At 59.2% G+C, this 25,136-nt stretch carries 17 protein-coding genes, 3 tRNA genes and 5 pseudogenes; 13 read left to right on the top strand and 12 right to left on the bottom strand.

Translation table 11 applies throughout. The features are described 5' to 3' along the window. Positions 1 to 63: 63 nt before the first annotated feature. The 3 genes from purN to rmmL all read right to left on the bottom strand — a co-directional run bounded on the left by purN (position 64) and on the right by rmmL (position 2,830). Positions 64 to 669: a phosphoribosylglycinamide formyltransferase gene (gene purN, locus R1T40_RS04540; protein WP_317386036.1), complete on the bottom strand. Its 606-nt coding sequence runs from the start codon at positions 667 to 669 to the stop codon at positions 64 to 66. After that, positions 666 to 1,712: a phosphoribosylformylglycinamidine cyclo-ligase gene (gene purM, locus R1T40_RS04535; protein WP_317386035.1), complete on the bottom strand. Its 1,047-nt coding sequence runs from the start codon at positions 1,710 to 1,712 to the stop codon at positions 666 to 668. Before purM ends, purN begins: the two co-directional genes overlap by 4 nt. Positions 1,713 to 1,861: 149 nt before the next feature. Further along, entirely contained in the window at positions 1,862 to 2,830 is a 969-nt protein-coding gene (gene rmmL / locus R1T40_RS04530; RefSeq protein ID WP_317386034.1) for a quorum-quenching N-acyl-homoserine lactonase RmmL, read from the bottom strand. A gap of 121 nt (positions 2,831 to 2,951) precedes the next feature. Here rmmL and R1T40_RS04525 point away from each other — a divergent pair, with 121 nt between their 5' ends. Further along, the gene (locus R1T40_RS04525; protein ID WP_317386033.1) at positions 2,952 to 3,881 is read left to right on the top strand and encodes a LysR family transcriptional regulator; all 930 of its coding nucleotides are present in this window, start codon (positions 2,952 to 2,954) and stop codon (positions 3,879 to 3,881) included. Positions 3,882 to 4,036: 155 nt separating this feature from the next. Next, positions 4,037 to 4,112 (top strand) — tRNA-Ile (locus R1T40_RS04520). Between the two features lie 76 nt (positions 4,113 to 4,188). Here the strand turns inward: R1T40_RS04520 and R1T40_RS04515 are convergent. After that, positions 4,189 to 5,517, bottom strand: a complete 1,329-nt coding sequence (locus tag R1T40_RS04515; protein ID WP_317386032.1) for an ATP-binding protein — start codon at positions 5,515 to 5,517, stop codon at positions 4,189 to 4,191. Between the two features lie 57 nt (positions 5,518 to 5,574). On the opposite strand from R1T40_RS04515, the gene R1T40_RS04510 reads away from it, so the two are divergent. Together R1T40_RS04510 and R1T40_RS04505 are read left to right on the top strand one after the other, a co-directional pair. Continuing rightward, on the top strand, positions 5,575 to 6,498 hold the full coding sequence (locus R1T40_RS04510) for an MBL fold metallo-hydrolase (protein WP_317386031.1): 924 nt from the start codon (positions 5,575 to 5,577) through the stop codon (positions 6,496 to 6,498). A 67-nt stretch (positions 6,499 to 6,565) separates the two neighbouring features. Next, a tRNA-Asn gene (locus R1T40_RS04505) sits at positions 6,566 to 6,640 on the top strand. 326 nt (positions 6,641 to 6,966) lie between these two features. On the opposite strand, the gene R1T40_RS04500 is transcribed toward R1T40_RS04505, so the two are convergent. The 3 genes from R1T40_RS04500 to R1T40_RS04490 all read right to left on the bottom strand — a co-directional run bounded on the left by R1T40_RS04500 (position 6,967) and on the right by R1T40_RS04490 (position 10,044). Continuing rightward, positions 6,967 to 7,926 (bottom strand): NAD(P)-dependent oxidoreductase, encoded by a 960-nt coding sequence (locus R1T40_RS04500; RefSeq protein ID WP_317386030.1) that lies wholly within the window; start codon positions 7,924 to 7,926, stop codon positions 6,967 to 6,969. Between the two features lie 198 nt (positions 7,927 to 8,124). Beyond that, complete coding sequence (locus tag R1T40_RS04495) at positions 8,125 to 9,270, bottom strand: TauD/TfdA family dioxygenase (RefSeq protein WP_317386029.1); 1,146 nt, start codon at positions 9,268 to 9,270, stop codon at positions 8,125 to 8,127. Positions 9,271 to 9,291: 21 nt separating this feature from the next. Continuing rightward, the gene (locus R1T40_RS04490) at positions 9,292 to 10,044 is read right to left on the bottom strand and encodes a class II aldolase and adducin N-terminal domain-containing protein (protein ID WP_317386028.1); all 753 of its coding nucleotides are present in this window, start codon (positions 10,042 to 10,044) and stop codon (positions 9,292 to 9,294) included. A gap of 165 nt (positions 10,045 to 10,209) precedes the next feature. On the opposite strand from R1T40_RS04490, the gene R1T40_RS04485 reads away from it, so the two are divergent. Further along, complete coding sequence (locus R1T40_RS04485) at positions 10,210 to 11,097, top strand: LysR family transcriptional regulator (protein WP_317386027.1); 888 nt, start codon at positions 10,210 to 10,212, stop codon at positions 11,095 to 11,097. A 251-nt stretch (positions 11,098 to 11,348) separates the two neighbouring features. Here the strand turns inward: R1T40_RS04485 and R1T40_RS04480 are convergent. From R1T40_RS04480 to R1T40_RS04470, 3 genes and pseudogenes are all read right to left on the bottom strand, one after another. Further along, positions 11,349 to 11,912 (bottom strand): annotated as a pseudogene (locus tag R1T40_RS04480) (hypothetical protein). 197 nt (positions 11,913 to 12,109) lie between these two features. Beyond that, positions 12,110 to 13,936 (bottom strand): methyl-accepting chemotaxis protein, encoded by a 1,827-nt coding sequence (locus tag R1T40_RS04475; RefSeq protein WP_317386026.1) that lies wholly within the window; start codon positions 13,934 to 13,936, stop codon positions 12,110 to 12,112. A gap of 343 nt (positions 13,937 to 14,279) precedes the next feature. Continuing rightward, positions 14,280 to 14,570 (bottom strand): annotated as a pseudogene (locus tag R1T40_RS04470) (integrase core domain-containing protein); the annotation flags it as partial. A 465-nt stretch (positions 14,571 to 15,035) separates the two neighbouring features. Here R1T40_RS04470 and R1T40_RS04465 point away from each other — a divergent pair. The 5 genes and pseudogenes from R1T40_RS04465 (at position 15,036) to R1T40_RS04450 (ending at position 19,399) form a co-directional block, all read left to right on the top strand. Next, a tRNA-Asn gene (locus tag R1T40_RS04465) sits at positions 15,036 to 15,110 on the top strand. Positions 15,111 to 15,234: 124 nt separating this feature from the next. After that, positions 15,235 to 17,100 carry a site-specific integrase gene (locus R1T40_RS04460; protein ID WP_317386025.1) on the top strand — a complete coding sequence of 622 codons (1,866 nt, stop codon included), beginning with the start codon at positions 15,235 to 15,237 and terminating at the stop codon, positions 17,098 to 17,100. Between the two features lie 853 nt (positions 17,101 to 17,953). Further along, the gene (locus R1T40_RS04455) at positions 17,954 to 18,247 is read left to right on the top strand and encodes a hypothetical protein (RefSeq protein ID WP_317386024.1); all 294 of its coding nucleotides are present in this window, start codon (positions 17,954 to 17,956) and stop codon (positions 18,245 to 18,247) included. Continuing rightward, positions 18,247 to 18,591 (top strand): annotated as a pseudogene (locus tag R1T40_RS22270) (relaxase/mobilization nuclease domain-containing protein); the annotation flags it as partial. The gene R1T40_RS04455 and the pseudogene R1T40_RS22270, both read left to right, overlap by 1 nt. Before the next feature lie 472 nt (positions 18,592 to 19,063). Beyond that, positions 19,064 to 19,399 carry a hypothetical protein gene (locus R1T40_RS04450; protein WP_317386023.1) on the top strand — a complete coding sequence of 112 codons (336 nt, stop codon included), beginning with the start codon at positions 19,064 to 19,066 and terminating at the stop codon, positions 19,397 to 19,399. Positions 19,400 to 20,078: 679 nt separating this feature from the next. Here R1T40_RS04450 and R1T40_RS04445 read toward each other — a convergent pair. Beyond that, complete coding sequence (locus R1T40_RS04445) at positions 20,079 to 20,684, bottom strand: hypothetical protein (RefSeq protein WP_317386022.1); 606 nt, start codon at positions 20,682 to 20,684, stop codon at positions 20,079 to 20,081. Positions 20,685 to 21,230: 546 nt separating this feature from the next. On the opposite strand from R1T40_RS04445, the pseudogene R1T40_RS22265 reads away from it, so the two are divergent. From R1T40_RS22265 to R1T40_RS04430, 3 genes and pseudogenes are all read left to right on the top strand, one after another. Next, positions 21,231 to 21,329 (top strand): annotated as a pseudogene (locus tag R1T40_RS22265) (DDE-type integrase/transposase/recombinase); the annotation flags it as partial. Further along, positions 21,323 to 21,847, top strand: a pseudogene (locus tag R1T40_RS04435) (transposase); the annotation flags it as partial. The pseudogenes R1T40_RS22265 and R1T40_RS04435, both read left to right, overlap by 7 nt. A gap of 220 nt (positions 21,848 to 22,067) precedes the next feature. Then, a complete protein-coding gene (locus tag R1T40_RS04430; RefSeq protein ID WP_317386021.1) occupies positions 22,068 to 22,214 on the top strand; it encodes a hypothetical protein in 147 nt (48 codons plus the stop codon). Between the two features lie 24 nt (positions 22,215 to 22,238). Here R1T40_RS04430 and R1T40_RS04425 read toward each other — a convergent pair whose 3' ends face one another. Further along, positions 22,239 to 25,115, bottom strand: a complete 2,877-nt coding sequence (locus R1T40_RS04425) for a hypothetical protein (protein WP_317386020.1) — start codon at positions 25,113 to 25,115, stop codon at positions 22,239 to 22,241. Positions 25,116 to 25,136 lie beyond the last annotated feature (21 nt).

The raw sequence follows: 25,136 nt of genomic DNA, 5'->3' as shown, positions 1-25,136 counted from the left end.
CCGTTGATACGACGACGATGCACCGGTTGCAAACACCTGTCTGCGACAAGACACCGTGCCGTGTCAGCTCAGCCGCAACATCGCGTGTTCCCCGCGCAAATAGCGCGCCAGAACTGCGGGATAGAGACGGTGTTCCTGGACCAGAACACGGGCCGCCAGATCCTCCGGCGTATCGCCTGGCAACACCGGAACTTCCGCCTGTCCCAACAGGGGACCATCGTCTAGACGCGGCGTGACCTCATGCACGGTGCAGCCGTGACGGTCATCGCCAGCCTCCAACGCACGGGCATGGGTATGAAGCCCTTTGTATTTTGGCAGCAGAGAGGGATGGATATTGAGCATCCGACCCTCGAACTGGCTGACAAAGCCGGCGGTCAGAACACGCATGAAGCCAGCCAGGCAAACCACATCGGCGCCCGCGTTCAGGATCGGCTTGACCAGCTCCGCCTCGAACGCGGCCCGATCCTTACCAAAGGGGCGGTGGTCAACCACAGCTGTGGCCACGCCCCGCTCTGCCGCCTTGGTCAGACCACCGGCATCCGCATTGTTCGATAGCACCAGACAAGGCCGGCCGGGGTGGCCGGGATCATTCAGCATGCTGTCGACGAGGGTCACCATGTTGGAGCCCCCGCCGGAAATCAGAATGGCGACGGTCTTTTTGTCGCTCACAGCAGCCCGCCTGTATAGCGCACGCCCTCTTCCGCGGTCACGGTGCCCAGACGGGAAACGCGCTCGCTCTCTCCCGCCAGTAGCTCAGTCAGCGCTTCTGCTCGGTCCGCCTTGACGACGAGGATCATGCCGATGCCGCAGTTGAAGGTCTTCAGCATCTCGGATTCTTCGATGCCGCCCGTTTCCGCAAGCCACTTGAAGACATCGGGAAGCTCCCACGCACCGAGATCGATGTCGGCACCAAGCCCCTCAGGCAGGACGCGCGGCAAATTCTCGGTCAGGCCACCGCCGGTGATATGCGCCAAGGCATTCACGCCACCAGCACGCACCGCGGAGAGTGATTGTTTGACATACAGCCGCGTCGGGGCCAGCAGCGCCTCGCCCAACTTGCCCTCGCCAAACGGGCTGTCCGCGTCCCAGCCAAGGCCGGAGTATTTCACGATCTGGCGCACCAGCGAGTAACCGTTGGAATGCACCCCGTCGGAGCCAAGACCAAGCAGCACATCGCCTGCTTCGACACCAACTGGCAGCGCGCTGCCGCGCTCCATCGCGCCGACGGCAAAGCCTGCCAGATCGAAATCACCCTTGGGGTACATGCCCGGCATCTCGGCGGTCTCGCCGCCAATCAACGCACAGCCTGACCGCACGCAGCCCTCTGCGATGCCTTCGATGATTCGCGCCGCAACATCTGTTTCCAGCTTGCCGGTTGCAAAATAGTCGAGGAAGAACAGCGGCTCCGCGCCCTGACACACCAGATCATTGACGCACATGGCAACAAGGTCGATGCCGACGCCGTCCACATGGCCGGTGTCGATGGCGATGCGCAACTTGGTGCCCACCCCGTCGGTGGCGCCCACAAGGATCGGATCCTCGTATCCGGCGGCCTTGAGATCGAACAGCGCGCCAAATCCACCCAGACCGCTCATCACTCCGGGACGGTTGGTCCGTTTTGCAGCCGGTTTGATCCGGTCCACAAGTTCGTTGCCCGCATCAATGTCCACCCCTGCATCCGCATAGGTCAACCCGTTCTTGCCGCTGGTCATCGCTTGGCTCCTTCGCAATGGTTGACGAGCATTTAGCCTATAGGGCGGGTGAAGGAAACTAGGGAATGCACCCCTCCCCCTGCACAAATCTGCACAATGGGAGGGGTATTTGATCGATCACTGCAAACTACAGCGATCAGGACGTCGGATCAGAGCCCGAACTGCCACGGCGCCTGATGGAAGGCATAGGCCGCACCATCCCGCACCACCCGCCCCAAACCGGGGAAATCCAGATGCATGCCTGTCACCAGAAGCTGGTCGGCCGCAGCCCGATCAAACATCGCCTTGCGGGTCTGGGCCGCCAACGGCTGATCGGTGTCAAAGGGAATGGTCCAGTCCGGATTGGCGAACTGCAATGCGGTGCTGTGAACCACATCGCCCCAGATCAGCAATTGTTCGTCACCCGCGTCCAGCATGAAGCCGCTGTGCCCCGGCGTGTGCCCCGGCAACGGCATGGCGGTAAAGCCGGGCGCAACCTCGACCTCGCCCGTGAACGGCTTTTTCCGGTCCGCATAGGGTGCCACCGCATCGCGTGCCATCTGGAAGAACCCACGGCTGCCCTCGTCGACCGATGCCATGATCGCATCATCGTACCAAAAGTCCCATTCGGTCTCGGCGACCACCAGCTCTGCATTGGGGAAGGCAGCACTGCCGTCCGCTGCGAGCAGACCGCCGGCATGGTCAGGATGCATATGGGTCAGCAGGATCGTCGAGATATCGCCGGCACCGACTCCGGTCGCTGCCAACGCCGCCATCAGACCACCGAGATCCGGGCCCATCAGCTGTGCTGTGCCTGTATCGACCAGCGTATATTTTCCGCCGCGCTCGACCAGATAGCCGTTCACCGGGATCTCCAGCCCTTGAGCGCCTTCGCGATAGAAGCTGCCCTCCAGGGTCTCTTGCGCACGCGCCGCATCATATCCGGTGAACATCGTGGCCGGCACCGGAAGATGACCGTCAAGCAACGCCGTGATCGTGGCATCCCCCAAGCCGAACTGATGCAAGACAGGCGCCGGTCCGGCTGGAGCGGCCTGCGCCATTGTGGAAAGCGTCGGCAGCGCCAGCGATGCGGTGCCAACACCAAGGGTTTTCAACAACGTTCGGCGAGAAAAAGTCATAAGTGGCTCCGATATCCTGATTGGCGCTGATTGCGCATGATTGGGAAATAGGCGTTTTTACTGGTGCCCCACAGCCAGCATCATCTAATAGGGGATATTAGCATCTCTGATAGGGAAATTCATGGATCGTTTGTCGCTTCTGGAAACGCTGATTGTGGCCCTCGACGAAGGCAGCCTGAACCGGGCCGCGCAACGCCGTGACATGACGCAATCCGCCATCAGCCAGCAGATCAAGCAGCTGGAAAGCCTGATCGGTCATCAGCTGCTGCACCGCACAGCACAAGGGGTGCGGGCGACGCGATCCGGCGAGCTGATCTATGCTCACGCCCAAGGGTTGCTGAGCGGATTTGACCGGATGACTGCCGAGCTTGATCAGCTGAACGACAGTTTTTCCGGTGACTTCCGGGTGAGTGTGAACAGTTTCCTCGGGCGCCATTTGATCGGTCCGATGCTGCTCGACCTGGATCGGGATCATGACGACCTGAACATCATTGTCCGCGTTGAGGACCGGCTGGTGGACGTGGTGCGAGAGAATTACGACCTTGCCATCCGCACCGGACGGCTTGGAGAGACAGATGGCGTTGGCCGTCGCATTGCCACAATGGAAACCGTCTTGCTGGCGACACCCGCCTATCTGGACAGCATGGGCAGGCCCGAGCACCCGGAAGATCTGAAGCGTCTCAAATTCATCCAGCACCATGAAGAACAGACCAAAGGGTTCTTTCCGCTGACCCGCGACGGCACCGAAGTCCTTGCGCCGGTTCGCGTCGGCTTTACCGCCGATGACCCGGATCTGATCCAGCATGCGGTTACGAACGGGGCGGGCTATTCCAGGGTGCCGCTGTTCTTTGTTCAGGACATGCTGGCCGAGGGAGTGTTTGAGCAAGTTCTGCCCGGTTGGTCGGCGCCGCAAAAGGACATTTTTGCCGTCTACCCGTCGCGCCATGGTGTCGACAGGCGTCGGGATCTGGTGATCGACGGGATCGTTGCGCGCCTCGACGACATCCACCGCAAGGGCCCTGCCCCGCACCTCCATGCCGTCACCGGATAGCCCCGCATACGACACAAGCGCGCGACCTGCCCCCTGGACCCAAGGACGGCGCGGACAGAGTGCCGGCGGGCCTGAGTGCAGAAGCGCAAGTGCGGCAAATTTCTTGCACGGGACGGATTGCGAGGCCTGTGGAACAACTCTATAAACCAGCCTGTGGGAGATTAGCTCAGCGGTTAGAGCAGAGCGCTCATAACGCTTTGGTCCAGAGTTCGAATCTCTGATCTCCCACCACCGCTCCTTCCAGTGTCATCCGGCATTCATGCGTTGCGCCCTGCGACACAACTGGCCACTGTCTGAGGTGGCGCGATCAAAGCGCGATCACGATGTCCGCCTGCAGTCCGCCCAGCTCTTCGCTAGTGCCCAGACGCAGCGTTCCACCATGGGCGCGCGCGATATCCGCCACGATTGCCAGACCGAGCCCCACACCTGTGCCACGATCCTGATTGCGAGAAGGATCGAGCCGGGTAAAGGGGCGAATTGCGTCACCGCGCAGCTCGGCAGGGATACCGGGACCATCGTCCTCCACCCGGATGCGCAGGGATTTCTGCAGAACAGCCACCGAGATCCGCGCCCGCGTGCCGTAGCGCACAGCGTTAGAGATCAGGTTGTCCACCGCCCTGCGCACAGCAGCCGCGCGCAGGGGGATCATACGATTTCCCACAGCCTCGACCAGATGCACGGTCTTTCCCTGCCGGGTCCAGCTTTGCACCGCTTCCTCAACCAGCGCGCAGGGATCGGTTTCTTCCATAGCACTGGTCGTCACCCCGCGTGAGAAGTCGAGGAAGGCGTCCACCATATCCTCCATCTCCTTCACGTCCTGCAGCATTGGCTCTGCCTCCTCCTCATCCAGCATGGCAAGACTGAGCTTCAGCCGGGTCAGAGGAGTCCGCAGATCATGGCTGACCCCGGACAGCATCAGCGTCCGCTGCTCGATTTGCCGATCAATCCGCGCCCGCATGTCGATGAAAGCCGCGCCCGCGGCCCGCACCTCGGTGGCGCCGCGCGGTTGATAGGGGATCATACGGCCCACACCAAAGGCCTGCGCCGCATCGGCCAGCCGCTTGATGGGGCGCAGCTGGTTACGCATATATGCCATTGCGATAATCACCAGCATGAACCCAAAGACCGCCATGGTGACGATCAACTGGTGCGGCGCGGCGGCCGTCACGCGGCGCCGGCTGAATTCAAGCTCCACCATTCCAAGGTCGCTCTCCATGACCATGCGGACCGGCCGCGACCGCGGCAGCTGGATCGACTGGAACCGGGGCAAGCCGATAGTGAAGGCCTCCCGCACGACCCGGCCCGAGAAATCCTCAAATGGGATTTCATCACCCGGCACTGCCTCCGTCGGGTCCAGAAACCGCAGCCCGACATTCAGCGGCGCCAGCACTGGCGTCAGGCGCGTCAACGCCTCTTCCTGCGTCGCTGAGAGCTGGATCTGATCCTCTATCAGCAGGAACTCCCGCACCATGGTCTGCGACATCTGCTTTGTAATGTCCTCAAGATCGCGCCGGATAAAGGCGAAGGACACCACGAGCTGCAACACCACCACTGGCATCAGCAGGATCAGTGCAGCACGGCCATAAATCCCCGTAGGAAGCTTGGGCATATAGTGTTTGAGACGAAAGAGCTTCATGACTAAGCCTAGAGCAGAGCAGATAAGACAGAACAGCGCCCCTCGAGGAGGAACGTCATGAGCAGATCGCAAGCCAAAGATGGGTTCAACCCAAAACCCGGTTTACCAGAAACAATCGCTCCGGGTGTTACCCGCATTCTTGCCCCCAATCCCTCGCCGATGACGTTCCGAGGCACCAATACCTACCTGATTGGCGAAGACGCTCTGGCCGTGATTGACCCGGGCCCCGCCTCAGAGGCGCATCTCTCGGCGATCCTCTCCGCCTGCGGGCCGCGACGGCGCATTTCGCATATCCTGGTGACGCACAGCCATCTGGATCACTCCCCCCTCGCGGCACAGCTGCGTGCCAAGACTGGAGCGCCTGTTTTCGCCTTTGGCACCGCGGATGCGGGACGCAGTGCGATCATGCAGGATCTGGCCGCGCGCGGGCTGGCAGGCGGCGGTGAAGGGATAGATCAGGCCTTTGACTGCGACCACCGCCTTGCTGACGGCGCGATGCTGACAGGGCCGGACTGGCAATTGGAGGCGATCCACACCCCGGGTCACATCGGCAATCACCTGTGTTTTGCGCTTGGTGACATCCTGTTCTCGGGCGACCATGTCATGGGCTGGGCCAGCTCTCTGGTGTCGCCACCGGACGGAGATCTGACGGATTTCATGTTGTCCTGCCACAAACTACAACAGCGAGAGTGGTCGCAATTCCTGCCGGGGCACGGAGCGCCAATTCTCGATCCACATGACCGCCTCGACTGGCTCATCACCCATCGCCGACAACGCGAGACCGCCATCCTTGACCGGTTGCGCGAGGCCCCCTGCACGGCTGCCGACCTCACCCTTGCGATCTACACTGACACGCCGGCTGCTTTGCTTCCTGCAGCCGAACGCAATGTGCTTTCTCATCTGGTGGATCTTACACAGCGCGGCGCGGTCCACCCGATCAACGAACTGTCCGAAACAGCAACCTTCGCCATCAAAAGTTGATTTTTTTATCTTGGGGACGTTTTCGCTCTGGACGCCCGAAAACGTCCCCGTTATACGAGCGCCACACTCCGGCGTAGCTCAGCGGTAGAGCAGTTGACTGTTAATCAATTGGTCGTAGGTTCGATCCCTACCGCCGGAGCCAATTCCCACACAAGGCATTGGAAATAGTTTAATCATTGGATCGAGGATCCAATGATAGCGGTCTCGATGCGTGTAGATTCACCACAGAAATTGATGACAGCATCCACAGCAGTGGCATTGCCGCCGAGGTGGATCACCATCATGAAACCGTCCCCGAAACAGGCCAAACCCTACTCCAATCGCCAGTGAACTTGAACCAGCGTCCCCAGCGCTATCACGTCCACGGCCGGATGATTGAGGGACGCCGGTCGTGATCGCTTCGCTGTCAATTCCTGCAGGACGATCAATATCCGACGCCTCAGAGTACCGGACTGGCCGAGATTGTATCTAATCAGCTCGACGGGGTACCACTTCGTAGCCGCTCTCTTCCGGCTCATCGTCGACCAGCTCTGACGGAAAGCCATCTGCCAGCACCGACAGGCCTGTGGCTTCCTCAAGGCGACGGATGATATCGTCTGTATTTGCGCGCTCTCCATAGCGCTCTTGGCCATCCTTCATGATGTCGATGATCATTGGCGACAACTCCAACGGCACGTTGTTGCGCGCGGCAATGGTCTGGAACAGGCCGATATCCTTGAGGATTAGGTCGAGTGTGAAATTCACATCACGCGCGCCATTGAGAATCAGCTGACTTTCCGTTTCGTGTACAAAGCTGGTGCCCGAAGAAATTTTAATGGCTTCATAGGTAGTTGCAAGATCCATGCCCGCCGCCTTCATGGTGACCAAGGCCTCGCAGCACGTCAAAAGATTGGCCGTTGCCAGATAGTTAGTCATCACTTTCAGGGTAGACGCTGTGCCCAGCGGCCCCGTGTGCAATACCCGGCGGCCCAGCGTGGTGGTCAGTGGCAGAACCCTTTCAAAGGTCTCGCGATCACCGCCGACGAAGATCGAAATATTGCCGGTTGCCGCACGATGGCAACCGCCGGAAACTGGACACTCCGCCGGCAAGGCCCCTTTGGCACGCACAAGTTCACCGATCCGCTTTACCTCGGCCTCATCGGTCGTGGACATTTCCATCCAAACTTTCCCTGCGGAAAGGCCAAACAGAATGCCATCGTGCCCTTCCATAACATCCGAACAGGCCTTGGGCGATGGCAGACAGGTTATCACCACGTCGCACAGCTCTGCCATCTGTTTAGGCGTGTCGGCCCAGGCGGCACCCTTGGCGATGAAATCCTGCGCAGCTTGCCGGTCGAGGTCATGCACGACCGTATCAAATCCGTTTCTTATCAGGCTGCCAGCCAACTTGCCGCCAACATTTCCGAGGCCGATAAACCCTACTTTCATGATTATCTCCAGTTGCTTACCCCGGGGGGCGCCCTAGGACATCCGGCGTGGTGAAATGCGCTGCTGTCGTTCACGCGCAACAGAAGCTTTCGATATGCGAGGATGTGGTCAAGACCCGGGAACGCAGATCCAGGTCGCAGAATATCACGTTTCGCGGCCCCGCCGGCGGGTTGCCGACCGAGCCCGAAGGTAACGCTGTCAAGCGCTTTGTCGGCTCGCCTCGCTGAAGGTCCGGCCCGAATACCCTTGTTTCGCCAATACGCGATAGGTTGATCGCAGCGCGCCGCGATCCGTATAGCAGCCGCGCAGATGACGTTTGCCGCTGTCTGCAACATAACCCTCGCGGCCATGTACAATGCGGTGATTGTCGAAAATCACGCAATTTCCCGCCTCAGAGCGGAAGCGTACCAGAAAACGGTCTTCCTGCATCATCTTCAGAAACTTGATAAATGCTGGATAGTAGCTGTCTAGAAGGTCCTGCGGCAGATCCATGGCGTCCTGCAAGTGCTGAGAAATGGTGACACCGGTCACACGCCCATCGGCATCGGTCTCGATCACGCGCTGATGGGCGCGGTAGTCCCAGTTGTCGTGACGATAGAAAAACGGGATCTTATTGTCAGCCAGCAGGCGGAAGGACTCGGGATCTTCCTCACGCAGTGCTTCTGCCACGGCGGCGCCGTCGAGAAAAAGCGAAAGCCCCCCCTCCACAGTATTTTCAATGCAATGCAGGAATTGTACGCCCGGTGCGGCCTCTTCTCCGGGAAGATCAGTGTGCATTTCCAACGGCCCGGCGGTAAACGCCAAATTGGTGGGTTCGATTTCGACACGCACGTCAAAGAACAGCCCTTCGGCCGATGGTGTGATTGAACCGATCATCTCTACAAGGCGCGGCAGACTGTCATCATCGCCGGCCATGTCGGTCACGATGGCAATCCCATCCTCAATAAGCGCATGCGTCAGCTGCGCGCGGGCATCCGGGTCACTCAGCACTGCATGTTGTGGCACACGGGCAAAATGTGGCGCTTGGTCCGAGTACCACAGCTTGGGCGAGATACCTGCAGGGTCTTCCGTGCGCCCTCTTGTCGCGAAACTTTCCAACAATGCCAGCGGGATATGGCTAACTTGATTTTCGGTCTTCCAGTCGATCACAAGTGCGTCGTTCTCCAAACGCGCACTGAGCGGGCGTGGAAGGTCAGGCAGAGACGCCACGTCGAAGATCCGTTCCCGTGTCTGGCTGTCGATGCAACTGGGGCATGCGTCGCGCAGCCAGCAGTAGTTGAAATATACCTCTCCTGAAGAAAGGGGCACGGTCAAACCGGAAGTGCTTAGGTCGATTTGGGTCATGATTTTGCTCTATAGTCAGGGTCAGGTGGCGTAGTCGGAATTTTCGTGATCGAGAATCGAGCGGATCGCGTCGAGATGCGCCTCCGCTTGCCCGGGATAGTCTTCCAACTCCTTAGCGGTCTTTTCGGCGATCTCCGGCGGGATCAGGCGCAGCGGCTGCCCTGTCTGCAAGGCCCGGATATATGTCTCGGCTGCACGTTCAAAATAGTAGAGCCGGTTGAATGCATCGCCGACGCTGTCACCCAGGACCAAAACACCGTGATTGCCCATCACCATTACCTTCTTGGAAGGATCCGTCAGCATCGCAGCACAGCGCTCGCCCTCATCCTCAAAGGCCAGACCACCAAACTGATCATCGATCACGACACGGTTGTAGAACGTCGCCGTATTCTGATCGATCGGTGACAATCTGCTGTCCGCCAGCGAGGCCAGAACGGTCGAAAAGATTGAATGCGCATGCATCACACAGCGCGCATGTGGACAGCGCCGATGGATCGACCCGTGCAGCCCCCAAGCGGTTGCATCTGGTGCATCAGGTCGATTCAAAACATCAGGATCGTTTGCATCCAACTCCAACAGCTCGGACGCGCGGATGCGAGAGAAATGCGCCTGGTTGGGATTGATCAGGAACTGCGAGCCATCTGCGTTGACGGCAAGGCTGAAATGGTTGGCGACCGCCTCGTGCATATTCAACCGCGCGGTCCACCGAAAGGCAGCGGCAAGTTCGATGCGCTCCTGCCAGTGGCTCAAATTTTGCATGGTATCCAAACTCATATCGACTCCTCCGCGACCCTGGGCATGGCGCCCGGGGCATTTCTGGTTGTCTTTGACGTGCTGGAAGGCATGCAAAGATGACGAATTATAGAAGATATGCAGCAAGTCGCGACTTGCGTAAAATGATTAAAGATAGCATCTATACCAAAAATATTTTGGTGATAGATGTCCTCACGTTTGCCCAATCTGGTCTGGCTCAGAACCTTTGAAACAGCTGCTCGCCTGCAAAATTTTACACTGGCAGGCAAAGAGTTGGGGCTGACACAGACGGCGGTCAGCCTGCATATCAGATCGCTCGAAGCCGCGCTGAAGCGCCAATTGTTCGTCCGCCAGGCCAGGCACCTCCAACTCACCTCCGAGGGAGAGGCATATTTGCTCTCAGTGAGCCAGGCACTGGGGGATATTCGTGCCGCGACAACCAATTTATTTGGCGTCGAGGAGCAACAACTGATTACCGTGCGCGCGCCAATCTCAACTGCGGCGCTATGGCTCGCCAAACACCTACCTGATTTCAAAACCGAGTATCCCAATATCACCGTCCGGCTGGTATCCACCATCTGGGCCAGTTCCGCGGTCGACGAAGACATCGATGTCGATTTGCGATTGGGACGAAGCGATGAGTATGATGGCCCAAGCGAAGTTATCTCATCCGAGACGGTGACCGCGGTTGCGAGCCTTCAACGCCTTGGCAAGATACGCGATGCAAGGGATCTCGAGGACCAGCCCCGCATTTCCATTCTTGGATATGACGATTGCTGGACGCGTTGTTTCGCTGCCGCCGGCCTCAAGCAACCGACATCGGTACCCGCGTATTCGGTTGATACCAGCATGGCGGCGCTTGCGCTCGTTTCGGCAAACGCCGGATGCGCGGCGATCCTGACACGTTTTGCCAGACAGGCGACCCTAGCGCACCATCAAATCGGCATGATCGGTGACCCGGTTCCATTCTCGCACGTTCACTACATCGCCAGACCCAAAACTCGGAGGCAACAAAAACCGGAAAGTCGCCTCTTCGAGGACTGGCTAAAACGTCGGTTTTCCGCTGAACCGTAGTCAAATCCGGCCTTTTCACATGTTTAATGTGGGTATTTCGCCGATCAACGCTACGCCCTTCTCGCGCAAAGCACATGCTTTCAATCCGCTTGGAGTTCTCCCCCGACGACATAGGCTGGCATCCGGAAGCGCCCGGCGATTGAGAACATGGCGACAGCTCCACGGGCCGTGGGCGAACCACCGAACAAATCCGCGCGGCGGAACTGAACAAGCCGGACCTGTCGCGTATTTCTGCCGTTCCACGTGCTCGTTCAAGCCACTTTCCATTCGAAGACGACTGGGCATTTCCAGCCCGATGCCGAGTGCCATCGGTGTGGATTGCAAAAGCCGTTGATGGATTCAAAGATCGCCATCTCGGCCTGTCGTCGGGTGTCGATGATGGTCGTCAGATCAGCTCAGCCTTAGTTGTTTTGACTGACGTCTCAACGGCCGCATTGTCATAACGATTACCTTTGCCATTCATCGAAACCCGTAAGCCATGTTGGGGCAGGATCATCGGGTCGCCGTGCGAAGAGTACTGGCTACCGCGATCACGGTGGAAGATGCATCCGTTGGGAAGCGCCGGAAAGGGATAGCCATATCCCTTTCCTCCTTGAAGGCACAGGTCTCGCGCCGGAGCCGTTCGTTCTCCCGTGCATGCTCGCGATCCTCGGACGATACCACATCTGTGCCGCGGTGCGCGGTCACCCACTTGTTCCGCGTCGAAAACCAAACGCAACGCCCAGATCGTCTGCAACCTGACGCCGTATAAGACCGCAGGTCAGCGCAGTTCGCACCGTATCCTTGCGGAATTCATCGTTTCTTCCCATGTCGATATCTCGTCTCCTTTGCTGCACGTTGTGCCATCAAAGGAGCGACACCAAACCGCCACAGCTGCGCTCAAGGTTCGGTGCCGCCAAACAAGCTAGTACGGTTCAAACGCAAAATCCCGGCCCAATTGAGGGCCAGGATACAGATATGAAAGTGATAGACTTTTAGCTCAGTTTCAGTGCAGACCTTGATAGGAAGAACTTTAGAAGTCGTCCCAGATCTTGGCCGCTGCGTTGCCATTGTCGGCAACGACCACTGCCTTGGTCGGCTCTGGAGTGTAGTCCCAATCGTCGCCATGAGCAGAGGGGGCAGAGACGCTCTGCTCTTCGGCTGCTGGCGCAATGGACTGCACATTTCGGGTGCCCGAGCCGAGTTTGAAGTGAGCCACCATTTCAGCAAGGTTTGTTGCGTTGGCCTTCAGCATGTGGCTTGCAGCCGTCGCTTCCTCAACCATTGCGGCGTTCTGCTGAGTGACTTGATCCAGCTCAACCATGCCTCCATTGATATCGCCGAGACCTGCAGACTGTTCACTGGCGCCTTGGGCGATATCGGAAATCAGGCCCGAAATCTGTGTCACGCGTTCCACAATATTATGAAGCGCTTCGCCGGCCTTGCCAACCAGATCGACACCACGCTCCACTTGCTTGGAGCTGTCACCGATCAATGTTTTGATCTCCATTGCAGCGCCAGAGGACCGTTGCGCCAGCGCGCGCACTTCGGATGCAACAACGGCAAAGCCTCGACCAGCTTCTCCCGCTCGAGCGGCCTCAACACCAGCATTCAAAGCAAGCAGGTTGGTCTGGAATGCAATGTCGTCAATCACTCCGATGATCTGCGAAATGTGGCTCGAAGATTGTTCAATCTCGGTCATCGCGGACACCGCGCTGTTAACAACCGTTCCGCTATTAACCGCTTCAGCCTTGGCCTCTTCCATGGTGTTAGAAACACTTCCGGCACCTTCTGCAGCCTGACGCACAGAGGCGGTCAGTTCATCAAGCGCAGCAGCGGTCTCTTCCAGTGTTGCAGCTTGGCTTTCGGTCCGACGCGCCAAGTCATCAGAAGCAGAACTGATCTCAGTCGATCCGTTTTGAATACTATCTGCCGCATCGACAACCGCTGACACCGTGTCGAATAGACGACTTACAAGCGCGTTGAAGTCTTGACGGAGCTTCTCGTAGTCATCCGGGAAGTCCTCGTCGATCTTGACCGTCAGATCACCAGTCGACAGATTGTCAAGCGCGCCACCCAGTACCGTGACAACATGTTTTTGAGCCGCGTCCTGCTTGCGCTTTTCCTCTTCCATGCGTTGCTGCTCGGCCGTTGTATCGCGAAAATCGACAAGCGCTTTGCCAAGAGCGCCGATTTCATCACGGCGATTTGCTTCCGGAATCTCGCGAGAGGTATCTCCATGCTGCAATGCATCGATATGGGTGATCACATCACTGATGGGGCGCGATACTGCGACAGCAATCATGTAGAAAATCACCGAAAACGCAGCAAATATGCCGAAGCCCAAACCAGCGGCCACGGTATTCGCATGCAAGATCTGTTCGTTGATGATCGAAGTATCGAGCGCCCAAACCATGTTTCCTGCTTCCTCACCCTCAAACAGGAGTGGGGTCCGGAAATATGTAAAGTCACCATCTTCCATGCGGAATTCTTCGGCCTCGAGAAGAGCGTCCGCTTTCGCGGCCCACTCCTCCAGCATCTCGTCGCCCTTGAAGGCCTCCGCGAGCACATCACCGCTGCTCACGACACGCGCAAAGACGAAGGTCTCACGATCAGAGAGCGATGCGAGCGTGGTATTCGCCAGCTCTCCATTATAGTTCCAGGCAGCAGTTGCCAGGGGGGCGGCGATGTAGGTTTCCGTGAGCTCAACCTGCTCCTCAAACGCGGTATGCAGCGCAGTGGACAGACGTTGAGCCCAGAACGTGGTGATCACGCCAATCATCATCAGCAGGCCAGCCATCCCAGGAAGCAGGATCTTTCGTTTTACTGGCATGTTCCGGAACCAAGACTTTAAGAACATGGTGACTCTCCAATTCGTTTGGAACAAACATCACCCAATTCGATTTCTTTTCCGTTAAACTGAGGTGACTCTGGCGGACAAAAGCCGATCAGACCGCAAACCTACCGAAGTTTCTGCAAACGTACTTTCCAATATGCTAATGTCCCCCAGCGCCACTTATAGCTGTTCTAGCCTGCGGTTTTATTCGGGGGGCCTTTCTCAGGCTTGGCAGGATGCACCAACGGACAAGCGCGTCACGTGATCGCCGCGACAGCGCACGCCTTGTAGCTACAACGACGAGCATGGATGGAGTAGATGGCGCCCGCTTTCGGCATCGTGATCTGCCATACTGCCGATCCCTTATTCATAACGAGAGTCTGCAGGTTCGATTTGGGTATTCGGGTTCGTCGTCTGGTGCAATCGCGCCGGGCGCGGAGCCATCAAATTGCACAAGCATCCGGCGCGCTTGCTGCGGTGTCTGGTTGACCAGACATGAATGCGGCCGGACCGTATTGTAGTCGTAGCGACAGAGGGTCAGCTTTCGCCGTGCCTCGTCCAAGCTGTCGAAGATCTCCTCGTTGATGAGAAGCTCATCGCGAGGGCTGCCGTTAATCGGCTCGATGAACGCGTTCTGCTCCGGTTTGTCGGGCTCGATGTCCAGATGAGGGCATTGAGTTCCCGAGCAACCCGTGCGCCGGCCCTTTGTTCGCACCTGAGCACCTGCGAGCGCGAGGCATGGATTGCGACCAAAGTGACTGCGAAAATCATCAAGGCGCGCAGCAAAGCTGCGATTCAGACGCCGTATACATGGCCGCAATCGACCAAAAGCCAAAACCGATCACTCAACACTTGCCCAGCGTGCGCCATCCGTAAGAGATCCGAGGGCTGTCCCGAATGGTCACAAGCTTCGTTCGTAGGCTGAGCAAGAATTTAAGCCCCCCAATCCGCTGACCTCCTTGATGCTTTCAAAAATGTAGAGGTCCAACCATTCTTGCCGGACCGCATCCGTTGTCAAAGCACTGAGCCTAAGGCGCACCGAGTATTGCCGACCTCGGAAAACAAAACCATCAAAATTTCCGCTGGACGCGCTCACATGACATCGTTATACGAGCGCTCACACTCCGGCGTAGCTCAGCGGTAGAGCAGTTGACTGTTAATCAATTGGTCGTAGGTTCGATCCCTACCGCCGGAGCCAATTCGCCACCTAAGTTCTTGATAATCAAGGAATAGGCTGAATTTGGCAAATACAGTGCCACACAGCACTGTAGCACAAGTTCCTGCAATGCGGGTCGCTCGTCTCCAAGCCTGGAGGCCGCATCTTGGCAACCACCCCTTACCTCCTGCAACGCGGCTCCACCTGGAGTTGGCGTCGGCGCGTGCCTGAGTTTTCCACAAAAACCCGACATTGGCAGCTGTCTCTGCGCACCACGGACCGGTCGATCGCGTGTATCATCGCACGCAGATTGAACTACGAGTGCGACCGGATGCTGGATGCAATCACCGATAAAAAGCTGACCCCCGCCCAGGCCAAGGCCTGGCTGACCTCGGTTGTGCGCAGCGAGCTTGACCGCATCGAGCGCCAGCGCATGATCAGCCGGATGGACCCGGTGGGCTTATCCGAGGAAGACCAGCGTCTCGATTGGGCGACGGCGCGCGCCTGGTCTCACCTGGCGAGCAAGGGACTGCATCCGGAGCTTTCTGCTCAGGACCGACGTGCCGTACTTAACGAGGGTTCGAACGAGGCGGACATCGCGTCTCTGGAGACCATGCTTGGCGTTCTGTCGCGCGATGTGCTGTCCGAAGCAGGCGTCAACAAGATGCTTCGCGCCGCCCGGGACAGCATTCATACGGCAACAGGCGAGACCTTGAACCCTGCGGCCGAGACGGTTCTCTGTCTACGGCAACTGCTGCTGGCCGGAAAGGCCGCGGCTTGGTCCGCATCTGAAAGTCGAGAAGATCCGAGCCTTGAACAAGCACGCGCCCTTGCGCGGGAAATCCTCGACGGCGCGCCTGCCGAGAACACCCAACCCCGAGAGCCCCTTCACATCTCCGGGGAAACCACACTGATCGAAGCACCTGTCCCGCCTCAAATCCCTACCCAAAGGCCCGCATTCAGTTTCGATCCGGACATTGTCGCACTCGTTGAGCGCATCAATGCTGAAAGGGATCGCGATCATATCAAGGAAGACACCAGAAAGCAGCTTGCATCACAGGCGCGTCTCTTCATCAAGGCCACGGGCATCACCGACGTACGAGAAATCACGCAGGGCCATCTCAAGTTCTACAAGTCGGTCCTGCAACGCCTTCCGACGAGCTACGGGAAAAGCCCGAAGGACGCGGAGAGAACTATCGATGAGCTTCTGGCACGCGCCGAGGATCTTCCCGAAAAGAAGGTCGGCCTCTCGCCCCGAACGATCAACGGCCACCTGGACCGGTTCAAGCTCATCTTCCAGTTCGCCAAGAGCGAAAGCATCCCGATTTCCAACACGATCGAACTCGGCCTGCTCCGCGTCCGAGAGGAAAAGCGCAACCGCGACAAGCGCGAAGCTTTTACCTTGCCGGAACTTCAGCAGGTCTTCCGACATCCGATCTGGACTGGGTGTAGGTCAACGTCGCGGCGACATGAGCGCGGCAACATCATAAAGGCGGATGGACTCTACTGGGGGCCGATCCTGGCTGGCTACAGCGGCGCCCGGCGGGAAGAGGTTCTCGGACTGGAACCCCGTGATGTCGTGTCCGTCGACGGCATTCCCTGCTACCACATCCGGGACAACATGCACCGCGGGGTCAAGACCTTCAGCTCGGAGCGCCTGGTTCCCATTCACGAGCACCTGATGGAGCTGGGCTTTCTCAGACATGTTGAAGAGATGCGTCAGCGTGGCGCCTCGGCCCTCTTCCCCGAGTTGATCGCGACAAATGAGAGCCAGTCCTTCGGAGACAAGATCTATTACAACTGGGCGAAGGCGCTGGTGCTGCAGCTGGACGGCAACCCGAAGGAGCTCTGCTTCCACTCGTTCCGCCATTATGCCATCGCCCACCTGAAGGAGTTGCCCGAGGTCAGCGAGAAGCAGCGCCGTGACCTTGTCGGACACAGCGGCGGTGACGTGCATGACGAGCAATATGATGTCGCCACGTCGATGACCGTGATGAGTGGCGTGGTCGCGAAGCTGCCGCGATTGTTCTGACGCGCTGCGAAATCAATGCCTGGCGCGCCTGCCGAACATGATGACGAATGGCGCGGATGGTCACATCAAGTTCAGAAAATCATTTTCGACATATCGAATGCTTCGGCTCGTGATTGCCCGCCCGAGGGCCCTCCCCCTGCCAACATGCAGAGACTGTCCCAGGAGGAGAAGCAGAGGGTCCGGGTGAAGCTGGCTCAGGCCGAACGCAAGGCATATGCGCTGCTTGGATCCAGAAAAGACAGTCTAGTGAAGATCTCGAACGACCTGGTGCAATGCCGGGAGATGAACGCCAAGGCTCTGGCGCAGTGGTTTGGCGATAGGCCGTCCTGCATGGCAACTCATTCGCCGGCGGGCAGCGCACTACAGTTCTAGCGGAGAGGCATGTACCGATCCCTAGTAACTCTCAGCTGTGCTGAACACCGCAAAGTTTACCCTGTCAAACCGGCCCTCGAAAATCCGTAATTTCGAGGGCTGGTTTTTCTGATAGCAACGTTTCTGCCGCGATAGCCGTCGCCGAGCGACACCTCACGGCGCATATAATTTTTCAAGAAGAGATTTATCAGGAGAACAGGCGTAGTTTTCCACATAGTTCGCAGAGGCGACGGGAATTTAAGCTCTCACAGCGTCATCGCAGCTGCTAACATGAGCACATGACAGCAACCGCCACACCACACCCTGATGATCCCCCACGACACACGCGGCCGCGCCCGCACGACACAAACCAAAGCGGGCCCTCCTTCTTTAGGTTCTGACGCGCGCGACGCTCAGCCCATCCGATAAACATCCATGTCCACAGCCAGTCGGCCGAAACGCAGGTTCTCTGCGAACGGAGAAGATCACCCTGATGAGTAACATGCCTGACCATATCAACGCATCGGAACACCGCACGATAGTTGCCAAGGTGCGCCTTACTGTAGCTGAGGCCCGGGAACTCGACCGTCGGATCAAGGTCGCAGGCGGAGGAACCCGGGCACGGTATCTGCGTGAAGCCGCTTTGAAAAATCAATGCGGTGAAGACTTGGCGGAGTTGGTTGGGCGCATCGGCCTTGCCCTCAATCAGCTTGATCACACCTCCGGACAACGCCTCGGTCATATTGCCCGACAGATTGACGAGATCATTTTCCTGATACGTCGGGAGGATCGCTGATGCGCGCATACACTGTTCGCCACGACACCGCAAAGTTCATTGATGGCTATGACCTGCGTGATGGCTCGGAGCTGATCGGCGGCACCGTCCTCGGGACCGGGCGCCATGATTTGCGCCAACGGTTCGAGCGTATCTCAGCTGGTGCGAGTTACCTGCATATCACGCTGTCTCTGCCTGAAGGGGTCCAGGCAAGCCGTACCCAGTGGCACATGATCGCGACCTTCCAGTTGCAGCTGATGGGTATCGATCCACTCAGAACCGCTTGGATCGCCGTGCGCCACCGCGACGGAAATTGTGACCACATCCATATCGCCGTGTCGCGCCGGTCCTTCAGCGGCGGGATGCTGACCCCGCATTTGTCCAGCGGACGTACCGAGCGCAATCACATCGCGATGGCCGCGCGCCTCGGCCTGCCTCAACCGGACTATTTCAACCCTGCGATCCCGACGCTGTCCCCGCCTGTCCCCATGCGGCGCCTACGCGACCCGCGCGCGGCGAAACTGGCAGCAGATCTCGCGCGTGCTATCCGCCAGGACTGGCCGCGCGATGTGGACGAGTTCGACGCAGCCCTCGCACGTGCCGATCCCCCGATCAAACGACACGTTAGCCTGAACCGTCACGGCTGCGCATCCTGGATTCTCGAGCAGGAGGGTTCATCGCACCGTGGCGGGGCACTCGGGCCCGCTTACGAGCCGCGCCACATCAAGGCCCGACTTGCGCTCTGCGCTGCCCTCGATCGCACCCGTCTGGCTTTAGAACTCATGCGCTGCCTGGCTGCGCTCACCCCTTATCATGCGACAATGAAAGGCCTTCTCGATGCCCACCAAACCCGACACGCTGACCTTGCCCAACGAGGTCGAAATTCTACTCGCAGCACTCAGCACGACAGACAACAAGGTGAGCCAGCTCCTGCCGCTTCTGGCCCTTCTGCAGACCGAAACCGGCGACCGTTCGGAATTGGGCGAAGCACTCCTGAATGCGCTGCGCCTGATCCAGAGCGAGCTCCACGCGTTCCAGATCCTTCGTCAGGACCTCGAGGCGCAGATCGGCACCCTGACCGAAGAGATGAAGGACCTTCGAAGCGAGATCCGAGACAGCGCATTGATGATCCGAGAGATGCACGACGCCCTGATGGTGCCGCTGGAGGCCTGACCTGGGGCTGCTGGCTCGGAAACCTTCTGCGCCTGCTGCGACGTCACCTCCGGGACTGGAACTGGACCCGCATACCTGGGCACGCGATCCAAGTGCGCTTTGCGGATCAGAGCGAGGTGCTGTGCGCCCCCCGTGAATTCACAGAGTCGGTTCCCGGAAGCGAGGCGGACCGCTTCCTGAGCCTGGCTTCATCCCACAGCCAAGAAGCCACGGCTGTCCCGGAATACCCTGCGCCCGAAATCTAACCTATCCCTCTGGACCTCCAACCCTGAACCATGATCATCGACCCGCGCATAAACAGGCCCTCGACTTGGAATTCCGGGGACGACCTCAGCCGTCTGCAAGCGGCACCGCAGGTCGTGGCCCTGTTGCTGTTGGATGATCCGGTTTACGCGCCACTTTTTGAGCGGCTTGAGAATGAAATCCGCCAGGAAGAGGATACCCTTGCCAACGGGGCGCAAGCCCGCGCCCGCGCACTACTTGCCCGCAGTGCCACAGGGCTTAAAACGAAAACGGCGCGAGGCGGGATGCCACGTCGTTCAGCGAACCACCCTGACCATAACGCACACTACGCCGGATCCTGTCCAATGATCGGAGGCCACCTCACAGAACCTCCAACGGCTCGGGCTGAAGGAAGACGCTGAGCGTACGAAAAGCTCAGCGCCCCTTCGTGACGATATTAGGCGATTGCCTTTTCGAACGCGTCCTCGATCATTCCGTATGCGACCCCGACAACTTTAAACTTGCGGGTATCAGCGGCCTCCTGTGCAGCGATGACGGCGGCTTCGAACTCTTCGAGAGTCATATCAGGGCGGTGGAGAGCGAAGAGCTCGTCCTCGGTCCAGAAGTCTTCAGTGTCCATGAGTTCTACCGAAGCATCCTGCCATTCTCCGCTCTCGATGAAGTTCTCGAACAACATGGTCAGCTCATCCACGCCGTCTTCCGCATCCTGGGTCAGATGCCGGATGAAGACTCCGTTGCCCTCGTCGAAGATGAACTCGCTGTGGAGATTGATGCCTACGCAGAGAGCTTCGACTTCCCGAGCGAAGGCTTCCACCCGGGGGATGTCGACCACGAAGGCTACGCCGGGCGCATCGCTCTGAATGATATAGCGCAGCTGGAGAACGCGGGGCGCCTGATAAACACCGCAAACATGCTCGGACGTAAAAAACTCGATCCGCGGGAGCGACGAATGCCTATCGACGTTAAGCGTCACCAAGGCAGAAAAGTCATACCCTTCGACAAGCTCGTGTTTGGTAACATTGGTAATTTCGCTATGTGCCATTTTCTTTCCCTTCGGCTGTTAAAAAGAAAGCAAAACAGGGCGCATGATTATGCGCTGTACTGTTTCACAATCAACGCCTCAGCCTTTTTTGACTAAAGCTAACAGCCGCTCAGATGGCGGCGAACATGCCAAGCCGCGCAATCGACGGCAGGCGCAGCGTTTTCAGCTGCTAGACAACAGCGTAGGCGTAATTCCCTGGCGATTCAAGCTTCGAATTTCTTGTCTGACCGCCGCGCCTAACACCCGCGCTGCCTGCTCTGTGACGGCTTTGTCAGGTTGCAGGCCGCCCGATCGCTGGATAGCGAAGGGCTATGTTGAATCTATCCGACCCGTCCCGCATCAAGGGTCCCGACTTCCGCGCGCCGTGATCGGCTACGCCGTCTAGGCATATTTGTTGCCAGCCTCCGGATCGTCGAAGACCAGCTCTCTTCCAGCGGGATCCCCGTTTCCTACGAGACCGTGCGGGACCGGGTCGCGCGCTTCTGTCGGCAGTTTGCCGCCCGGATCCGTCGCGCACGCCCTGGTCTGGTGGGCAAATAGGTCGTGATTTCGATCAAGGGACAGAAGCACTGGCTCTGGCGGGCGGTCGATACCAATGGCGACGTGCTGGATATCCTGCTCCAGTCGCGTCGGAACACGAGCGCAAGATCGCGCCCCACATTCCCGCATTCGACAAGTCAGGGCGCAATGACGGAACATGGACCCGCGCCGACTTTGAATGGGATGCGGAGAACGACCAATACATTTGCCCTGAGGGGCACGAGTTGAAGCAGTTCCGCCGGAACTACTCCGATCCGAACCGCAGGCCAACCGGCAAGGGCACAGCCCGCTATCGGGCGCTGAAAGAGGTCTGTCAGGCCTGTCCATCCAAGGCAAAGTGCTGCCCGAAAGCGGATGCCCGCAAGATCACCCGCGAGGAATATGAAGATTCCCGCCAGGTCGCGCGGGATATCGCGAAGACCGACCAATACGTCATCTCGATGAAGCTACGGAAGAAGGTCGAGATGCTCTTCGCCCATCTCGAGCGGATCCTCGGCCTCAACCGGCTCTGATTGCGCGGACCGTGCGGTGCCAATGACGAATTTCTCCTCGCTGCCACCGCCCAGAACCTCCGCGAGCTGGCCAAGCCCCTTCCTGCACCGCAGAAACCGAGAAAAACCTGACAGGAAAGGCGCTCGCGCTCCAATCTGGGCGCAGCATTCTACGCCAGCGAACGGGTGTTTTTCCACGGAATGGGCGTATCTCGTTGAAAAACTCGCGCTTGCAGCAGGAATCTGAGCAGGTCGTGAAAGCGGACATGGCCTATCTGCGGCGAATCCAGCTGTGAGGTTTTAAACATCGCTATTGTTGATGGAGAAACTCTGAAGGCAGAGGAGACCGGCCATGAAACGCTACGTTGGAATTGATGTCGCCCAAAAGGAATTTGCCCTTTGCATTGTGGATGATGCGGGCAGCTCACAAGGTTTTGTCAGCGCGGGTAAACCCGGCGCCGTTGAGCTTGCTCAAAGTCAATGCTCTAAGCCGTCCTAACGCAGTCAGTTCAATCAGACTACTTCATTTCATAACGGACACCTCTGATCTGACCAGATCATTATAGGCCTCAAGGATCGCTTGGCTATCCTTTGCATTGAACCGGGCGAACAACTCTGCAGCCTTTTGTCCCCGGATCAAGGTATCTCTGGCCTTTTGGTCTGCGCCGATGCTGTTCAGAAATGCCGCGTAGTACCAGCAGACTAGCGCGCGGTCGCTATCGAAGTCCCAATCGGCCAACACGCCTCGATCCAGTTTGATTTCAGCACTGCAAAAGCTCTTTTCTGCCGCGGTATTATCCCCGAGATGCCATTCCGCGCGCGCCTTTGCGACCAGAAGTTGGGCTAAAGTTTGCGCGGCCGATGAATTCTCGACTTGCAGCAATTCCTTACCTTCATCGAGTCCGGTCTGTGAAGTTTCCAGAGCGCTTTGGCTTTCCCCCAACTCCAATGCACAATTCGCTAAGAAAAGCCGGCTACGCATCAGCCAAATCACCGGCATGATATCTGAGCGATTTGATTGAGCATAGGACAGGATAAACTCGATCAATCCGGGAAGAGCTTGCAATGCTTCCTGTGCCACAGGCCTCGGAGGAAGCTGCTCAGCAAATGGAGTCGTCCAAGTAACTGAGGCGAGGCTTTTGCGGTGGAATTTCAAGATACCGCAAAGGCATGCATTGTAGTTAATGTCGGGCGTATTCTGTTCCTCGGCGAGGGCCCGCATGAGTTGCTCGTGCTCGGCAAAACCCACACGTGCGGCGGCGGGCCCGTCGGTCGCCTGGGTCACCGTCGCGAGGTGATAGACGGCAAGGGCCAGATTCTTCCGCGCCTCCGGAGTGTTCTGTTCCTCGGCGAGGGCCCGCATGAGCCGCTCGTGCTCGGCAAAACCCGCACGTGCTGCGGCGGGCCCGTCGGTCGCCTGGGTCACGGTGGCGAGGGCATAGACGGCGTTGGCCAGATTCGTCCGCGCCTCCGGGGTGTTCTGTTTCTCGGCGAGGGCCCGCATGAGCTGCTCGTGCTCGGCAAAACCCGCACGTGCCGCGGCGGGCCCGTCGGTCGCCTGGGTCACCGTCGCGAGGTGATAGACGGCAAAGGCCAGATTCTTCCGCGCCTCCGGAGTGTTCTGTTCCTCGGCAAGGGCCCGCATGAGCTGCTCGTTCTCGGCAAAACCCGCACGTGCGGCGGCGGGCCCGTCGAGCGCCTGGGTCACGGCGGCGAGGTGATAGACGGCGTTGGCCAGATCCGTCCGCGCCTCCGGAGTGTTCTGTTCCTTGGCGAGGGCCCGCATGAGTTGCTCGTGCTCGGCAAAACCCGCACGTGCCGCGGTGGGCCCGTCGGTCGCCTGGGTTGCCGTCGCGAGGGCATAGACGGCAAGGGCCAGATTCATCCGCGCCTCCGGAGTGTTCTGTTCCTCGGCGAGGGCCCGCATGAGCTGCTCGTGCTCGGCAAAACCCGCACGTGCCGCGGCGGGCCCGTCGAGCGCTTGGGTCACGGTGGCGAGGTGATAGACGGCAAGGGCTAAATTCTTCCGCGCCTCCGGAGTGTTCTGTTCCTCGGCGAGGGCCCGCATGAGCTGCTCGTGCTCGGCAAAACCCGCACGTGCCGCGGCGGGCCCGTCGGTCGCCTGGGTTACCGTCGCGAGGTGATAGACGGCGGTTGCCAGATTCGTCCGCGCCTCCGGAGTGTTCTGTTCCTCGGCGAGGGCCCGCATGAGCTGCTCGTGCTCGGCAAAACCCGCACGTGCCGCGGCGGGCCCGTCGAGCGCTTCGGTCACGGTGGCGAGGTGATAGACGGCAAAGGCCAAATTCTTCCGCGCCTCCGGAGTGTTTTGTTCCTCGGCGAGGGCCCGCATGAGCTGCTCGTGCTCGGCAACACCCGCACGTGCCGCGGTGGGCCCGTCGGTCGCCTGGGTCACCTTCGCGAGGGCATAGACGGCGGTTGCCAAATTCTTCCGCGCCTCCGGAGTGTTCTGTGCCTCGGCAAGGGCCCGCATGAGTTGCTCGGCCTTGGCAAAACCCACACGTGCGGCGGCGGGCCCATCGGTCGCCAGGGTCACGGCGGCGAGGTGATAGACGGCGTTGGCCAGATTCTTCCGCGCCTCCGGAGTGTGCTGTTCCTCGGCCAGCGCCCGCATGAGTTGCTCGGCCTTGGTAAAACCCACACGTGCCGCGGCGGGCCCGTCGAGCGCTTCGGTCACGGTGGCGAGGTGATAGACGGCGTTGGCCAGATGCTTCCGCGCCTCCGGAGTGTTCTGTTCCTCGGCGAGGGCCCGCATGAGCTGCTCGTGCTCGGCAAAACCCACACGTGCGGCGGCGGGCCCGGCGGTCGCCTGGGTCACGGTGGCGAGGAGATAGACGGCGGCTGCCAGATTCGCCCGCGCCTCCAGAGTGTTCTGTTCCTTGGCCAGCGCGCGCATGAGCTGCTCGACCTCGGCAAAACCCGCACGTGCCGCGGTGGGCCCGTCGGTCGCCTGGGTCACGGCGGCGAGGTGATAGACGGCGTTGGCCAGATTCATCCGCGCCTCCGGAGTGTTCTGTTCCTCGGCGAGGGCCCGCATGAGCTGCTCGTGCTCGGCAAAACCCGCACGTGCCGCGGCGGGCCCGTCGGTCACCTGGGTTACCGTCGCGAGGGCATAGACGGCGGTTGCCAGATTCATCCGCGCCTCCGGGGTGTTCTGTTCCTCGGCCAGCGCGCGCATGAGCTGCTCGACCTCGGCAAAACCCGCACGTGCCGCGGCGGGCCCGTCGGTCGCCTGGGTTCCCGTCGCGAGGCCATAGACGGCAAGGGCCAGATTCATCCGCGCCTCCGGAGTGTTCTGTTCTTCGGCGAGGGCCCGCATGAGCTGCTCGACCTCGGCAAAACCCGCACGTGCTGCGGCGGGCCCGTCGGTCGCCTGGGTCACGGTGGCGAGGGCATAGACGGC

Source organism: Tritonibacter scottomollicae, assembly GCF_032924845.1.
GTDB classification, from domain to species: domain Bacteria; phylum Pseudomonadota; class Alphaproteobacteria; order Rhodobacterales; family Rhodobacteraceae; genus Epibacterium; species Epibacterium scottomollicae.
This window is presented reverse-complemented; position numbering and strand designations above follow the sequence as displayed.

What these genes read in the sequence shown, in the direction of transcription:
- purM (WP_317386035.1), bottom strand. Translation starts at nt 1,712, where the DNA reads ATGACCAGCGGCAAGAACGGGTTGACCTATGCGGATGCAGGGGTGGAC.
- rmmL (WP_317386034.1), bottom strand. Translation starts at nt 2,830, where the DNA reads ATGACTTTTTCTCGCCGAACGTTGTTGAAAACCCTTGGTGTTGGCACC.
- R1T40_RS04525 (WP_317386033.1), top strand. Translation starts at nt 2,952, where the DNA reads ATGGATCGTTTGTCGCTTCTGGAAACGCTGATTGTGGCCCTCGACGAA.
- R1T40_RS04515 (WP_317386032.1), bottom strand. Translation starts at nt 5,517, where the DNA reads ATGAAGCTCTTTCGTCTCAAACACTATATGCCCAAGCTTCCTACGGGG.
- R1T40_RS04510 (WP_317386031.1), top strand. Translation starts at nt 5,575, where the DNA reads ATGAGCAGATCGCAAGCCAAAGATGGGTTCAACCCAAAACCCGGTTTA.
- R1T40_RS04500 (WP_317386030.1), bottom strand. Translation starts at nt 7,926, where the DNA reads ATGAAAGTAGGGTTTATCGGCCTCGGAAATGTTGGCGGCAAGTTGGCT.
- R1T40_RS04495 (WP_317386029.1), bottom strand. Translation starts at nt 9,270, where the DNA reads ATGACCCAAATCGACCTAAGCACTTCCGGTTTGACCGTGCCCCTTTCT.
- R1T40_RS04490 (WP_317386028.1), bottom strand. Translation starts at nt 10,044, where the DNA reads ATGAGTTTGGATACCATGCAAAATTTGAGCCACTGGCAGGAGCGCATC.
- R1T40_RS04485 (WP_317386027.1), top strand. Translation starts at nt 10,210, where the DNA reads ATGTCCTCACGTTTGCCCAATCTGGTCTGGCTCAGAACCTTTGAAACA.
- R1T40_RS04475 (WP_317386026.1), bottom strand. Translation starts at nt 13,936, where the DNA reads ATGTTCTTAAAGTCTTGGTTCCGGAACATGCCAGTAAAACGAAAGATC.
- R1T40_RS04455 (WP_317386024.1), top strand. Translation starts at nt 17,954, where the DNA reads ATGCCTGACCATATCAACGCATCGGAACACCGCACGATAGTTGCCAAG.
- R1T40_RS04450 (WP_317386023.1), top strand. Translation starts at nt 19,064, where the DNA reads ATGCCCACCAAACCCGACACGCTGACCTTGCCCAACGAGGTCGAAATT.
- R1T40_RS04445 (WP_317386022.1), bottom strand. Translation starts at nt 20,684, where the DNA reads ATGGCACATAGCGAAATTACCAATGTTACCAAACACGAGCTTGTCGAA.
- R1T40_RS04430 (WP_317386021.1), top strand. Translation starts at nt 22,068, where the DNA reads ATGAAACGCTACGTTGGAATTGATGTCGCCCAAAAGGAATTTGCCCTT.